The following is a 14,717-nucleotide window of genomic DNA, read 5'->3' on the forward strand; positions in this document are numbered from 1 at the left end:
CTGCAGATCTTAAGTTTAATGAACGGAAGTATTTCCGGGGGGGAAGGAAATTTGAAGTCGAGGTCTGTTTTTGTTCAGAGGGAAAGGGACAATTTAGGCAGTCGCCCGGCAATCAAATTCGCGTACAGTTTGGCCCGAAACAGACTGTACAGTTTTAGTGAAATACGCACCAGCACTTTAAGGGTAAATATTTATATATTATCAGTGGAAAAAGTTATTATTAGTTGCCTGCTTCAGGGGATGAGCCAAAAGGAAATTGCAGCCAAACTGGGTGAACTCGGAATTGTGCCATCCTGCCTAAGCTCAATTGAAAAAATAATCAAAAAACTCAAAACCCAGTATAATGCCAAGACGATGTTCCTCCTTGGTGCAAAAATTGCTGGTAGGAAATAATTAGTAAATTATTTTACCGAAATTGAACAATGGTAAAATTGGGCCGGCCAGGCATAATATGTCTCGTTTGCCCAATGTCCTGCATCCGCAAGATATAGGTTGAGCGTCTTCACTAACTTTTAACGATACTAAAATTTTCTATCAGTTGTTTTATTAATTTAGTTAATTGTAAGAATTATTTATTGTAATTAAAAACAAAAAATACTTCCTATCAAAGTAAAAATGATTGTAATATGAAATATTTGTTTGAGGCAAAATTTAATATTATTCTTTTGTTTTTTTGGAAGCAATAGAATAATATTATAAATTACACAATCTTTAATTAGCGCATGTCTTTGAAATCTACATACATAATGTTGCCGGCATTAAAAAGTATTCAGGTTGAAAACTATCATTTGTTTTCAAAAAACTGGAGCTATAATTTACATGCTGGAATGAATCTTTTTGTTGGAACCAATGGTTTAGGAAAAACAACAACAACCTCTTTGATTATTTACGGAATGGTAGGCCCGAATTCTGAAATTCCTATGGAATATTTCGAAAATCGCGGAGGCGAAAGTTCGCCGAAATTTTACCCTACTATCAAACTTATTTTTAGCGTTGGCGATCACGAGTTTGAAATCCACCGTGTAATTACTGAGGATACAATTTTATACCTTCGTGTCGATGAACATGAATATCATTCTAAAGATTTTGACAATATTGATGATATCTATGATGGATTGCTTAAACAGTATACCGGAATCGAATCGATTTCAGATATAACATTCTTGCTTCAGAAATTTTTAATTAGACAAGAGGAGGGAAACTATTTAATATGGGATGATAAGGGAGGGGATCAATCTAAATTAATACGGATTTTAATTAATGAAGCTGGCTTTCAGGCCGAATATGAAAGGCTGGCGAAAGATGTTAAGGATCTGGATACATCAGTTCGAGGAAAAACTGACGTGAAGGCCCAATTCACAAAAAAGATAAAGGAGCTTGAATTATTACGATCGACCGAACTTGAAAAACGTCAAGATTACAATCAGAGATCGGAATTGGAAAAATCCTTGCTGGGTGTCAAAGCTGAATATGAAAAAAATCTTGAGTTACAGGAAAAGAATTTAGAAAATATAAAATACTTAACGGGTCTAATTAAGGAATCGGATGGTAAAATAGAGGTTGTATCGGCAGAGTATGAGCTACATACTGATCAGATAAGGGATTTGGAATCAAGACTGTTTAAGCATGTTTATTCCGACGAATCTGTTTTGACCTCCATACATAAGCTAAAACATTATGGCATATGTATTTATTGCAACAAAACTCCCAAAGTTGAGGTAGTTAAAGAAATCATCAATAAACTTGAGATCAGAAATCAATGTCCAGTATGTGAATCTGGATTAGACCTAGTTCACCCAGATTTAGATAATACACAAGTTTTAGAAGAGCTAGAGGCTTCGCAAAAAAAGTTAGGTCAAGCCAAGGAAGAGATCGAGCCTTTAAAGGTTCAAAAAGTAGAATTGGTTAAACAAGTCGATGCTTTGTGGATTGAACAGCGGATAATTGAAAAAGAAATCAATGCAAATGCAATTAAGCAATATGATTTAAATATCCAGTTATCTACTTTGAATAAAAACCCCGAAGAGCAAATCACCGAATATGATACTCAAATATCTGGTTTGCAGACACAAGTGCTCAACTATGAGAAGGAAATTGAGCCCGAAAGGGATAAATGGGAGCGCGCAAAAGAGAGGCTTAATGCAAAGAATGACGAATTAAATGAGGTTATCAGTTCATTCGAAGACAAATTAAATGCAATATTCGTTAAGTATGCATCAAAATACTTCAAACCTGATTGCAAACTGACGACAATAGAGCGTAGACCTAAAGAGTCTAAAATAAATGTAAAGTCTTATGTTCCAGAATTTGAGGAAAAAACACGATTTGAAATCAAAAACTGTAGTACTTCAGAACGTATATTCCTAGAATATTTATTTAGAATATCATTACTAGAGCTATATCAAATAGAAAGTAAAAACTCCCCATTCATCATAATGGAGACAACTGAAGGGGCTTTTGATATTTCCAACACTATTGAACTTGCTTCTTCGTTTAATGAATTTGGTGACATTGGTTTGCCGTTCATTTTGATTACGAATTTTAGCAAACCAGATTTTCTGCAAAAACTTTCGGAAGGGATTGGAAAATCAAAACATAGACTGCTAAATTATCTTGAGTTTGGAAAGCTGTCTGATATACAAAAGAAATCCGTTCCTGAATTTAGAAAAGTGCTAAGATCTCTAAAATTAGTTTAATTATGATTTTACAGCTGGAGAACTTTCATAAATCCAATGAAATACTATATGTTTTGCATGCAATACATCAAAACAATGGAAAGTCCGTATCCAAAATTGCTCTTCAAAAACTTTTATATCTTTCGGCAGCATTAGCTCCTATTAAAGAAATTATACTGTCTATCATTCGGTTTCAAAGGATACAGCGAGGACCTTATTCTAAAGACATTCAAAATATTGTAGACCACTTGGTGGCATATGGGCTCGTAGAAATTACTGAATTTAAAGTAATAAAGGATAAGAATGCGTTTGCCGTTTATGAGATTTCAGATGGTGGTAAAAATGCTGTGTCTAAATTATTAAAATATTCAGTAGAGGCCGAAAAATACTGGTGGATCAGTTGCATTAGTAGGCTATCACTGATGTATGCAGCATTAGACTCGGCGGATGACGACGAGGAATTCGAGGGACTTGATAAAATTGTAAGAATCGTTTATCAAGATTACACATTCAAAGAAACAAAGGAAAATTCATATTTTAGGGCGCTTATTGACTTTGATGATACTGATCAGCCCACTGCGAAAACAATAGAATTTGTTAAGGATTATATTGAGCAAAACCGGAACATGTTCTCATTTATGAACGAAAGGTTTGAGGCAGAGCTAATATTAACAGCCTTTTTTAATCATTTTTACAACAATTATTTAATAGAATATTCGGTATGAATGGATCAGAGGATGTTCTAGTTTACCTGCACTCAAGTATTATCGCGAAGCTATTTAGTGCTTTTCCAAAAGTTTCCCCCATAGACAGCAATGTATTTTGGACTAAATTTTTGAGGCTATTGAAATCGGATGTGTATAATAAGCACATGAGTAAAGGTCCGCTGAATTTTATCGTAAATTTTGATGCAACAGCCACTGGAACAGTAAATTATTTAGACCCCGTAAGTTTAAATGAGTACTTTTTAAAGCGATCCAGTAGCAATATCTTGTACATCGACGTTTTTGGGAATAATTTTGAACCAAATCCTTTCAGCAGTGAAAAACTGCAGAATTTGGAGGAGGTCGCTGAATCTTCACAAAGTAATAATTATTTGTATGTTTTTGTCAAAGGGGTGGAATTGAAGATTACACATAAGCAAGTCATACTCAAGGATATTCCTGATTTTTACAGCTTAAATAAAGTTGGTCATATCAAATCGCTCTTACCCATAGATGAATATCGGAAATTGCTAGATAAACATTACGAAACTGAAATTAAAGGTGAAAGAGGTATTGAGTATTGGCAAAACAAGGCAAAATATGAACTTGTTGCTGCACCTGAGAATAAATTTCGTAAAAAGCTGGCGAACTTTCTAGAAAACAACCTATCTGGGGGATTTATCGATGAAGAATGCAGGAACAATAATACAAATGATCGCAATGACGTACGCGTAATTACAGTTCCAAATCATGAGGTTCATATTATTGAAATAAAGTGGGTCGGTAAAAGTATTGGGAATAATTATGATGGAACCGTGGCACACGTTAAAGCCAATGAAGGATTAGAGCAGCTAAACTTATACATAGATGGGGAGCCACGTTGTGTTTCAGGCATCTTGTTAATATATGATGCTAGAAAAGATCAGGAAAGTTTCAAATGGAATAAAGCTACCAATACCTGGAAAGAAAATATTTCCAATCCACCTGTTGTATTGCATTTAGATCCCACATCAAGTTCAGAAAGAGCGAAAGAAATAGTGAAAACAGAAAGAAATGATTGAAACAAAAGAAATTTTATATACTGATAGTAGAGATTTATATAGTGACTTGGTATCATTTTCCGGTAACAAGTATCAACCTTTACACAGATGGTATTCGTTGGTTGAGGGCTTCTCAAGTGAATTTGTTAGAAGAATAATTGGAGAACAGAATGAGATGCCTAAGGTGTGCTTCGACCCTTTCATGGGTGTTGGAACGACTGCATTGACTTGTCAGGATTTGGGTGTGAAATGTTATGGTGTTGAAAATAGCCCTTTCTTTTATGATGTGACAAGGGCAAAATTACGAACCGATTATGATGCCTTGGAATTTAGTGAGCTGATAGATGATTTTGAGATCTATCTTAGATCTTGTAAACACGTCCATCCTTTACCAGAAATTGAAACCAAAACTTTATTTCAAGTTGAAGGAAGGGAGAGGTGGATTTTCAACGATCCTGTTCGTGAAGGCATCACAGATATACTTGAAAAGATGCATTTACTTCCAGTAAGCTTAAATAAATATTTTAATTTATTCAAAGTAGCGTTAGGGAGTCACCTTGTTTCTATTAGCAACGTTTTCAGAAATGGTAAATGTTTGTCATTTAAAAAAAACTGGGAGCAAAAAATTATTCTGAGGGAAGATGTGCACAAGCTGTTTATTAATTACTGTCGAAATGTATTGTTAGTTGACATACGTAGTAAGGCAAATGCTGTTACTCAAATTCATAATTATGTAAATGTCTTTAGGGGCGATAGCAGGCAATTGATACAAAACTTGCCTGATAACTCCATTGATCTAGTTATCACTTCCCCGCCTTACTTAAACTCCAGGGATTACACGGATATATATAGGCTTGAATTGTGGATGCTGGGATACGTTAGCAAATTTGTTGAAGAAAAAAAATTGAGGTCTTCTGCATTAACTTCTCATGTTCAAATTGCTGTTGCAGAAACAGAAAGCCCAGATATCCCTGAATTAAATGAATTTTTAGCACATTTACACACTGTAGAAAGCCTATGGAATAAAAATATTCCAAATATGGTAAAAGGATATTTTTCTGATATGCAATCTATATTCGAAAACTTGTTACCTAAATTACAGAACAATGCAATGCTTTATATTAATGTATCAAATTCAGCCTATGGTAATAAAATATGTGAGGTTGATACAATCTTGGCAAAAATTGCCGAAGCAAAAGGTTATGAGGCACTTGAAATTAGAACAGCCAGATATATCAATTCTAGTAAGCAGCAATCTATAGCAAGTAAATTGCGGGAAAGTGTGATAGTCCTCAAAAAAAGTAGCTAATATGCTTTAGGTTTTTTCATTATTTTTTCGCTTGATATCCTAATATCCAAACATGTTTCTTAAAACAGGAAATTTAAACGTTTATCAAATTATTTTATTGAATATTTTTGTCGGTCTTTAAAGATCGAACCTTCAATTCATGCAGATGTTTTCTGCCTGTTGATTTTCAGAAGTGCTTTACGAAAAAAACATAAAAACATGTAGAATTTACTAATTTAACGTAAAAATTAACCACTCATGGAACTTGCTGCATTAATTGTTTCAATATTCGCTTTACTCGCATCTGCTGCCAGCTACTTTTTCAATCTCAAATCTACCAACCAAAACAAAATTTTTGATGAAAAGATACAGGCCTACAGTAAAATAGCCACTGCAATTGACAATGCAGTTTTAGCGCTGGGGGAGGGGATTGAAGAAGGCAAAGACCTACGGAAAACCCAACCAAAAGGTTATAAAGACGACCTGGAGGAAATCGCCGAAAACATAGGAGAAGCCATTAACGAAATGTTCGACGTGTTAATGGCTAATGTTGTCTTACTTCCAAGCAATGTCTATAACAGCCTAGATGAATTTGCGATGTTCATAGACAGCGAGGAGAATTTTAATATCTTCGAGAAACCCGAAAAAATAGAGACACTGATAGCTGAACTTCGAAAACGACAGAATGAAGCCATCACCTTGATGAGAGACGATATTCATTCCGACCAGTTAAATAAAGGCTTGCACAAGCGATTGTCAAGGAATAATTTAGGACATAAAATCTTTGGAGAGATTTAAAGTAAAATGATTGCCCCTTTCATTGACACAATTCGATCAGACTAACAACTTTTTATTGATATTTTTACCCGATCTATAGCCCCCACTTTTTTCTATTTTTGAGCCATGGGAGTAAAATTACGGCAAGAATTGAGGCAGATTTTCGGCAACATCGACATTTATTTGTTCGACCAATTGTTAAAAGGCACTTATTCGGACTGCAATACAGTCCTGGATGCGGGTTGTGGCTAGGGTAGGAACATCAGCTACTTTATGAGCCAAGGGTTTGATGTGTACGGTGTAGATCTGGACCCATCGGCGATAGCAGCCGTAAGGGAATTGGCTGCGACTCAGGGTATCGCTGAACCCAAAAAGCATTTTACAGTTGCCCCTGTAGAAGACATTCCTTACAAAGATGAAACCTTCGACCTGGTGATTTCCAGCGCAGTACTGCATTTTGCAAAGAATCTTTCCCATTTTGAATCCATGCTCAATTCCATGTGGCGCTGCATAAAGCCAGGTGGCTATCTTTTTTGAAGATTGGCCTCGGACATTGGTATAGAAAGTACGGTCAGGTTCATCGGTAACGGCCGGTATATTCTGCCAGATGAATCTGAAAGGTTTCTGGTCAATCAGGAAATGCTGATTCGCCTTACCAAAAAACTCGGCGGCAGTCTGCACGAACCGATTAAAACGACCAACGTTCAGAATTTGCGGAGTATGACGACTTGGTGTGTGAAGAAATAAATAAACAAGAGTATTGGTTAATATCTGCCAATTAGCTTCCTAATGGTTTTTAAGCAGGACTAGGATAGGCCGATCCAAAAAAAAAGCCCATTTTTACATGAGCTTTTTGTAAATCAAATACTTAATTGTTTCTATTACATTAGTTTTAAAATATCTGTCGATTTCTTACAATATTTCCATAGGATTCCGGCATTGGTTCCAAATTCATCGGTATATATGCTATAATTTGTAACCATTTTGCGAATTCTCGGTTCGAAACTATATCTTTGAGTACTTGACTGGAGTAATCACTTTTAAAAGTTTTTACTCCGGTTTTTTTATGTCCTAACTTATTGTTTAATAGTTGGATAAGCTCCATCCTCAAGTTTTCCTGACCAGTTCGATGTTCGACTCCGTCATAAGTCCATTTTTCAGGAAAAATCGAACCGATAATCTTTCACTTTTCGTTATCTTCCCCTTTTAGATATGGCAAATCAAGTTTTTTTAGGGCAAGGTATAGAATTTCTTCAACATCTACTTTTCTCCTTTGGTAGAATTGAACTCAACAATTTATGCTTCGAATTTTGCAACGTTTAATTTCTTCCTCAAGTTTTATTAAACGATAATCCGCTGGTTCGATATTTTACAGGACGGCCATGAAAATGTGTATGGTTTTCGTGCCGATTTCGATGGAAATTAATTAAATATTGTCAGAAGAGGTTCGTGATGGGAATACTATAGCAGACGGAACCTTTATCTGGACCGATGGATCGCAGAGCTTGGCGAGTAGCTAGTTCCGGAAATTTTGGATGAAGTAATTTAAATGCGGTTCCTCCGGTGTCGTAATACTGTTGGTCTGGGGGCAGGATGTTTGATCGGTTCTATAACAATTGCTGCTGATGGCCAGCTGCTATCAGTTCTGCAACATTTTTGGCCTCAAACTTCTGCATTAGATTCCTTCGGTGGGTATCCACCGTTAAAGAGCTAAGAAATAGTTCTTGCGCAATATTCTGGCTGGTTTTTCCCTGTGCCAGCATATAGAGTATCTGTTTTTCCCTCCTTGTAAGTTGTGGTATGCCGCGTAATTCGTTTTTTGTTGGTCGGCTGATAATCTCCATTACCTCTTTGCTGTAGCAGATGTTTCCCTTTACGGCTTCAGCAATGCACTGCCGGAGCTCATCAAGCGAACTGTTCTTAAGGAGGTAACCATTGGCACCGTTCTGGATAGTCTGCATAATAATGCTGCGTTCTGTATGGTTACTGACAATGAGTATAATTGTATCTGGGGATTCTTCCTTTACCAGCTTGCAAAGTTCCATACCACCGATATCAGGCAGGGTAACATCCAACAGGACAAGATCAACCGGGTTGCTGTTGAAATAGGAGAGAAGCTCTGCCCCGTTTGAAAAGGTGCCGACAATTTCCAGGTTGTCCTCATTGCTGAGCAGTGTTTTCAGCCCTTCGATTACAATGGGATGGTCATCCACTATCACTGTTCGTAGCTTATTCATCGATACTGGTTTTAAGTTCTATATCTATACTTGTCCCTTCCCCAGGGGATGAATGCACCTCAAATTTTCCTTGCAGGAATGCTATTCGGTTGCGAAGGTTGTCCAGGCCCATTCCTTTTTTATCTTCAAGTGATTCCACCTCAAAGCCTGTACCGTTATCTTCAAAGGTAATAAAAATGGTACTTTCATTCTGGCTGCACTGCAAGATGAGGTTGTCGGCATTGGCATGCTTGACTGCATTTGATATCAGTTCCTGCACGATGCGGTAGATATTAAGCTGTACATTCATCGCAATGTTTTTTTGTATTCCGAACATCTCTGAAGTAATCCGTAGTCCGTCTCGCATATAAAATTCACATAGATCTTTTAAAGCTACTTCAAGGCCAAACTTCAGTAAGGTGTCAGGAACCATGTTGCGTGCAATACGGCGCAGTTCTGTGACCGAGGTGTCCAGCTGACCGATAATACGGTGCAGGTCTTTATTGTCTGAGATTCCGGGTTGGGTATCTGTCCAACCTGAAAGCCCTATCTTAACCCCTGAGAGCATCCCGCCAAGACCATCGTGAAGATCCCTTGCAACCCGTTCCCTTTCAAGCTCTTCGCCCTCGAGCATAGCTTTGGTGATCTTAAGCTCTTGCTTCCTTTCCATTTCGCTCAGCTGCTGACGGTAATTGATCTCCCTTTGCTGGGCCAACTTCCGTCTGCTACGGGCACTGAGAAGTACGAAAGCAAGCAAAAGAATAAGAAAAAGACATCCCAATCCCAGCACAAGCTTATACAATCGGTCATTGCGGGCACCAAGCTGTGCCTGTCTGTTCTCAGATTGCAGGGCCTGTATTTTCTGTTCGCTTTTTGCACTTCGGTACTTGGTCTCCAGCTCATTGATTTTTACCTTTGTTTGGTCACTGTTTATACTGTCATTGGTCTGGCTGTATTTGCTTTGCCAATGGTACGCCTCTTTATAGTCCTTTAACTTTTCGCTCATTTTCGCGAGCTCCGAATAAATCGCTGCCCTGTCATTGCTTTTGGAGGTCAAAGTGCCCTCTTTAACGATATCGAGTAAGATCTGCCGGGCCTTACTGTACTCTTTCTGCTGTTGGTAAACATCATATCTTCGAAAAAAAAACTGCTGATATAATTGTTTTTGATTATATTTTTTAGCTAATATAATTCCTTTATCTATACTGGACAAAGCCTTGTCAAAGGCTTGAATAGTACTATAATAAAGCGACTCGTTATAATAGTACAGGGGATAGTTCAGGGATGAGGGGTATTGTTTTAGTAACTGCTGTGCCTTGCCCAATAGCACTTGTGCTTTGCCGACTTTGTTATCGTAACAGTATATGCTTACCCCTGAAAGATAGGCAAACAAAAGGTCGGTAGAAGCGGAGCCTTTCTTTTCCAGTAGACCGATAGCTTTTTCATTATAGGAAATCGCTTTCGAAAACTGGTAATTGTTCATCAGAATAGTGGCCAGTTGGGTGTAATAATAGGCCACGACCTTCGGGTCGCCGGTCTTTTCTGCATTGGGGATCGCCTTTTCCATGGTGATCTTTGTTATAAAACTGTAGCCCATTTTATCTATATTCATCAAGGCATAGTTATACCAAGATGCAGCCCGCTTGGCATATGCCTTTTTGGTACTGAAGCGGGAAAGTGCTTCTTCAGCTTTTTTAAACGCGTCCGATGCCTTTGGCTTGTTCCAGTTGAAATAATACTGCCCCTTATAAAAAAGAACCAGGGCACTTAAATACCTGTCGTTTTTTGCCGCAACCGTTCCGGCTTCCAGATAGGCTTTGCTCTTGAGGGTGTCTTTGAATTTCCAATATTCTACCAATAGAAAGTTGGTATTTGCTCTTGAGCTATCAGGGATTTTTTTTTGCAGCGTTTGCTGAAGGCTATCGAGATAATGCTTTTCGTTAAGGGGGACCTGCTGTTGACCGGCACATTTGAACGAGACCAGAAGACAGATCAGGAATATAAAATTTTTTGTCATTGTTAAAGAGATGTTTTTTCGCTGGCCGGTAGATCAGATTGTTTATCCCAAGTAATCCACATGTAAATATCTGATATAATTCCCAACCAGTTATCATTTAGCTGACCCGAGGTGAAAAATACCTAAAAACCAGTAGAAAAAAAACGGTAAAAAACTGGTATTTCTTTTCGCTGTAACATGCAATAGCTTTGCTGGTATACCTTAATCAGCATTTTACTATGACAACATTATTCTTAAAAAAAGCTTTTTCAACAAAAGCAGTTTTTGTCCGAAAACCCTTTAACAGTGTACTCTCGATCTTATGTTTTATGATGATCACAATATGCATTTCTGCATGCTCAAAAGATGATGACGGGGGAGGCACAGTTCCAGGAGATTACTATTTCAGGGCTAAGGTTGGTGCGAAAGAGATTAATTTCCATACCGTGAATTTTCAGGGAAGTGGCAATGATGGCCGCTTCGAACACATTGTTGTTGGCGGTTATGAGACCTCCTATCCCTTATCAGGACCTGTTCCGCCTTCGCTGGATTTCGAGATATGGAGGCTCGGTGGTAATATCGGTGTAGGAACTTATGCAACACCCGCAGAAAATAAAATGATCGCCCGTTACGCTATTCAAAAATCTGAAGGCACGCTGCTGTACAACACTTCTTTTGCAGATGATGTCTTTACCCTGAAAATCGAGGCGATCAGCAAATCGGGCATCAGAGGGACTTTTTCCGGAACAGTACGGAATATGGCCGGAGAGGCAATCAGCATTACCGGTGGAACCTTTAATCTTCCTTATCAGACCGTTATTAACCCATAAATCAATATCATGAAGCTAAAAAAATATATCCTTGCAGGTGTCTTTTCAGTATCGGCAACAACTATAGTATCGGCCCAGTACAAAGAACCGGAAAAAAAGGATAAAGTTGAAATCTTCCGTCCGGAAGCGGTATTTGACTCCCTACAGGCAAGAAAAATGCTGGCAAAAGGAAGTGCTGTTATCAAAGGAATAGCGTATACCAAGCAGAAACATCCCCTTGGATACAGTGTCCCGTTCTCACCCCGTATCCTGGCTAATAAAATGAAAGTGGTTCTTTTACCGGTAACGTCTTATTTTGAAGAATGGTACAGGCTTAGAAAAGATAAAGAAAACATCAGAAAAAAACGATTTGTTTACCTCTCCGACCAGGCCTACAGATATAGGCTCGAAGCGATTACTAATAGTGATGGGGAGTTCACCTTTCCCGACATGCTGCCTGGCAGGTACTTCCTGCAGGGTATGTTGAATTATACGCTTAAGGGCAAATATAATCAATATACGGGTAGTGGCTACAACGGTTATGGTGGGCGTACAGATTATTATCAACAGAAAGACTATGCCGTAGACCATGAAGACAGGATTGAAGAATTTGTCGAGGTTAAGGAAAACGGCGAGGTAGTTAAGGTCAAGCTGCATTAAATAAAGAACAACAATAATCGTACACTATGCTAACAGATAAAAAAATTACCAGTATACTCCTCGTTGTAATGCTGATATGCGGAATTAAGGTACATGCCCAACTCGGAGGATTACTTGAAAAGGCAAAAGAAAAAGCCACAAAAGCCATTGAAAAAAAGATAGACAAAAATGCCACCTCGAAAGGGATGGAGGTCAACGGTGGCTCGGGCAGCAGCAGCGATGTCCTGGCGGGTGACTCGCTTATTTTTGCCGAGGATTTTTCGGCATTCCGGTCAGCTGCCACTGCCACAAGTTTCAAAACCAACGGAGCGGCTACCGTCGCAACGGTAACAGGCCAGAAAGGAAAATGGATGGGGGTAAGGGACAAAGTAATCTACAAATTTGCCCGCCAGCTTAACTACCCCCGACGGTTTACCTTATCTTTTGACATCATTGCAAAGGCGGACCAGATAAAGGACATTGCACCGCTGTCATTCGGTTTTGCAAGCGATAACAGTATCCGTCAGTATGCCAGTAACATCGGAACCTATGTAGAACTGCACTATTATGATACCAACCAAGTTAATATAGGCAGCGATAAGCCGGCAAAGTTTGTCAATACGACCTTTGATCTTGAGCCATGGCTTAACCGCCCGTTGCATGTTGTCCTGTCGATCGATGGAGAACGGATGGCTGTATATCTCAACAAGGTAAAACTTGCCGACACAGTCCTGTTCAGCCCTACAGCGGCTAAAAACTTTTATATAACTGCACCCTGGGAATATGCGAACGGTGCAGGGGTACTGGTTAGTAACTTCAAGGTTTCCGGATTTAGGAAATAAAAAACACAATGTGTTAGGCCTGTTAAGCTGTTAGTCTTATTGGCGGCAACCTGATAGGGAAAGCGTGCCGATGTAACCTCATATGCCTATCTAGCGTCTCAGTAGTAAAACAGTTTATTTATGACAAAATTTAAGTACCCCCTTTTCCTGCTTGTTTTATCGGTTTTTATTACCACTTCCACTCTTTCTTTACATGCACAGCGCCTTGATGCTGGGATTGACAGTCTGATTTCAAGGGATTTTAACGATCCGAACGGGCCGGGAGGTGTATTTATGGTATCCAGAAAAGGAAAACCGGTCTATCAGAAAGCCATCGGTAAAGCGAACCTTGAACTTGGTGATAATCTTAGTCCTGAAAATGTCTTCGAGCTGGGATCTATGACCAAACAGTTTACAGCGGTAGCGGTTTTAATGTTGGAACAGGAGGGAAAGCTTAAAGTAGAAGATCCTATATCAAAGTACATATCTGACTATCCCAATGGAGAGAAAATAACCATACATCATCTTCTAACGCATACTTCGGGAATAAAGGATTTTACGAAAATGAAAGCCTTATCCGATATTGCCCAAAAGGAAATGACGCCTAAAATGATGGTAGATTTTTTCAAAAACGAGCCTGCCGATTTTGCGCCTGGAGAAAAGTTTGAATACAATAATTCAGGATATGTGCTTTTAGGCTATCTGATAGAAATAGTCTCCGGAGAGCGTTATGAAGATTTTATCAAAAAACATATTTTCGATAAAGCGGGAATGGGCCGCTCATTATATGCGAGCGACAGGAAAGTCATAGATAAAAGGGCGTACGGCTATCACAAAAAAGAATCAGGATATGTCAACAAAACCATAATCAGTTTTAGTGTACCCTTTTCATCGGGCTCATTAATGTCTACTACGGGTGATATGCTAAAATGGCAAAATGCACTAAACCGCAATCTCCTGCTAGATGCAAAGGAAATAAATAAAGCGTTCAGTACCTACAAACTGAACAATGGGGTGGAATATGCTTATGGTTACGGTTGGCACATCCGCGATGTAGAAGGCACGCCAACCCGTGAACACGGCGGCAGCATCTTCGGATTTAAAACAATGGCGGTGTATATCCCCAGCGAGGACATATATATAATAGGCTTGAGCAATTGCGACTGTAATTCCCCAACAAAATTAGTGGGAGATATCGCCACATTTGTATTAAGGGGAATCAAAGAAAAACACTGGTAATTAACCAGCAACCTGATAAATAGGCTTAATCAATGGGGGGATAAATCTTGGGTAATTTAATGTAAAACGTTTCGATTATACTCCGATTGCCATTTCAAAAATCTTCATTTATACAATCTAATCGCGATAAAATCTTTAAATCTCAATGAATTGGTTCGTTTGAAGTCTGGCATAGGGTACAATTGAAAGAATACCTTCTAAAGGTAAGTACCGGGCATTGAACACTCAAAGTCCGTTTTTTTTGTGCCTTTTGTTAGTTTAAATGTGATTCAGGTGTGTTCAAATAATTACACCTGCCCAAACTACGGAAATTACCCGTCCTTCTTGTAGGGCTGTCTGCGGATAAACTAAAAGAACTTGCACGAAAAGAATAAAGCACAAACCAACAACATCTTTAGGTGTCTTTATGCAGGATGCAGCAGGATGGTTGGGCGCGCGACGTTTTATATATTAACCGGAAATAAACCAGCAGATATATAACACTTGCTGTAATGTATAACCAAATATATTCCG

The 14,717-nt window shown here is 38.5% G+C and carries 13 protein-coding genes; 11 read left to right on the plus strand and 2 right to left on the minus strand.

Annotated elements, in window-relative coordinates; translation table 11 throughout:
- The 7 genes from ASU31_RS27875 to ASU31_RS27950 form a co-directional block, all read left to right on the plus strand.
- Nucleotides 1-393 (plus strand): hypothetical protein (locus ASU31_RS27875; protein ID WP_209435021.1); only part of this gene is annotated, 393 nt, incomplete at its 5' end.
- 335 nt (nucleotides 394-728) lie between these two features.
- Complete coding sequence (locus tag ASU31_RS18820) at nucleotides 729-2,696, plus strand: coiled-coil domain-containing protein (protein ID WP_157258117.1); 1,968 nt, start codon at nucleotides 729-731, stop codon at nucleotides 2,694-2,696.
- A 2-nt stretch (nucleotides 2,697-2,698) separates the two neighbouring features.
- Nucleotides 2,699-3,400, plus strand: coding sequence for a hypothetical protein (locus ASU31_RS18825; RefSeq protein WP_057933830.1), 702 nt, complete (start codon nucleotides 2,699-2,701; stop codon nucleotides 3,398-3,400).
- Complete coding sequence (locus ASU31_RS18830) at nucleotides 3,397-4,440, plus strand: hypothetical protein (protein ID WP_057933831.1); 1,044 nt, start codon at nucleotides 3,397-3,399, stop codon at nucleotides 4,438-4,440. The genes ASU31_RS18825 and ASU31_RS18830 overlap by 4 nt, the downstream gene beginning before the upstream one ends.
- Complete coding sequence (locus tag ASU31_RS18835; protein ID WP_057933832.1) at nucleotides 4,433-5,728, plus strand: DNA methyltransferase; 1,296 nt, start codon at nucleotides 4,433-4,435, stop codon at nucleotides 5,726-5,728. The genes ASU31_RS18830 and ASU31_RS18835 overlap by 8 nt, the downstream gene beginning before the upstream one ends.
- A 237-nt stretch (nucleotides 5,729-5,965) precedes the next feature.
- Entirely contained in the window at nucleotides 5,966-6,505 is a 540-nt protein-coding gene (locus tag ASU31_RS18840) for a hypothetical protein (protein ID WP_057933833.1), read from the plus strand.
- A 252-nt stretch (nucleotides 6,506-6,757) separates the two neighbouring features.
- A complete protein-coding gene (locus ASU31_RS27950) occupies nucleotides 6,758-7,021 on the plus strand; it encodes a class I SAM-dependent methyltransferase (RefSeq protein WP_245224565.1) in 264 nt (87 codons plus the stop codon).
- A gap of 1,070 nt (nucleotides 7,022-8,091) precedes the next feature.
- On the opposite strand, the gene ASU31_RS18855 is transcribed toward ASU31_RS27950, so the two are convergent.
- Together ASU31_RS18855 and ASU31_RS18860 are read right to left on the minus strand one after the other, a co-directional pair.
- A complete protein-coding gene (locus ASU31_RS18855; protein ID WP_057933835.1) occupies nucleotides 8,092-8,721 on the minus strand; it encodes a response regulator transcription factor in 630 nt (209 codons plus the stop codon).
- Entirely contained in the window at nucleotides 8,714-10,717 is a 2,004-nt protein-coding gene (locus tag ASU31_RS18860; RefSeq protein WP_057933836.1) for a tetratricopeptide repeat-containing sensor histidine kinase, read from the minus strand. Before ASU31_RS18860 ends, ASU31_RS18855 begins: the two co-directional genes overlap by 8 nt.
- Nucleotides 10,718-10,935: 218 nt before the next feature.
- On the opposite strand from ASU31_RS18860, the gene ASU31_RS18865 reads away from it, so the two are divergent.
- From ASU31_RS18865 to ASU31_RS18880, 4 genes are all read left to right on the plus strand, one after another.
- Nucleotides 10,936-11,526 (plus strand): hypothetical protein, encoded by a 591-nt coding sequence (locus ASU31_RS18865; protein WP_057933837.1) that lies wholly within the window; start codon nucleotides 10,936-10,938, stop codon nucleotides 11,524-11,526.
- A 9-nt stretch (nucleotides 11,527-11,535) separates the two neighbouring features.
- Nucleotides 11,536-12,165, plus strand: a complete 630-nt coding sequence (locus ASU31_RS18870) for a carboxypeptidase-like regulatory domain-containing protein (RefSeq protein ID WP_057933838.1) — start codon at nucleotides 11,536-11,538, stop codon at nucleotides 12,163-12,165.
- A 26-nt stretch (nucleotides 12,166-12,191) separates the two neighbouring features.
- On the plus strand, nucleotides 12,192-12,986 hold the full coding sequence (locus ASU31_RS18875; protein WP_057933839.1) for a hypothetical protein: 795 nt from the start codon (nucleotides 12,192-12,194) through the stop codon (nucleotides 12,984-12,986).
- Nucleotides 12,987-13,106: 120 nt separating this feature from the next.
- Nucleotides 13,107-14,204, plus strand: a complete 1,098-nt coding sequence (locus ASU31_RS18880) for a serine hydrolase domain-containing protein (RefSeq protein ID WP_057933840.1) — start codon at nucleotides 13,107-13,109, stop codon at nucleotides 14,202-14,204.
- The last annotated feature ends 513 nt before the right edge of the window (nucleotides 14,205-14,717 follow it).

This window comes from Pedobacter ginsenosidimutans (assembly GCF_001442625.1).
Classification (GTDB): domain Bacteria; phylum Bacteroidota; class Bacteroidia; order Sphingobacteriales; family Sphingobacteriaceae; genus Pedobacter; species Pedobacter ginsenosidimutans.

Bases quoted from the DNA above. Each gene is read 5' to 3' on its own strand.
- ASU31_RS18825 (WP_057933830.1), top strand. From the start codon at position 2,699: ATGATTTTACAGCTGGAGAACTTTCATAAATCCAATGAAATACTATAT.
- ASU31_RS18830 (WP_057933831.1), top strand. From the start codon at position 3,397: ATGAATGGATCAGAGGATGTTCTAGTTTACCTGCACTCAAGTATTATC.
- ASU31_RS18835 (WP_057933832.1), top strand. From the start codon at position 4,433: ATGATTGAAACAAAAGAAATTTTATATACTGATAGTAGAGATTTATAT.
- ASU31_RS18840 (WP_057933833.1), top strand. From the start codon at position 5,966: ATGGAACTTGCTGCATTAATTGTTTCAATATTCGCTTTACTCGCATCT.
- ASU31_RS27950 (WP_245224565.1), top strand. From the start codon at position 6,758: ATGAGCCAAGGGTTTGATGTGTACGGTGTAGATCTGGACCCATCGGCG.
- ASU31_RS18855 (WP_057933835.1), bottom strand. From the start codon at position 8,721: ATGAATAAGCTACGAACAGTGATAGTGGATGACCATCCCATTGTAATC.
- ASU31_RS18860 (WP_057933836.1), bottom strand. From the start codon at position 10,717: ATGACAAAAAATTTTATATTCCTGATCTGTCTTCTGGTCTCGTTCAAA.
- ASU31_RS18865 (WP_057933837.1), top strand. From the start codon at position 10,936: ATGACAACATTATTCTTAAAAAAAGCTTTTTCAACAAAAGCAGTTTTT.
- ASU31_RS18870 (WP_057933838.1), top strand. From the start codon at position 11,536: ATGAAGCTAAAAAAATATATCCTTGCAGGTGTCTTTTCAGTATCGGCA.
- ASU31_RS18875 (WP_057933839.1), top strand. From the start codon at position 12,192: ATGCTAACAGATAAAAAAATTACCAGTATACTCCTCGTTGTAATGCTG.
- ASU31_RS18880 (WP_057933840.1), top strand. From the start codon at position 13,107: ATGACAAAATTTAAGTACCCCCTTTTCCTGCTTGTTTTATCGGTTTTT.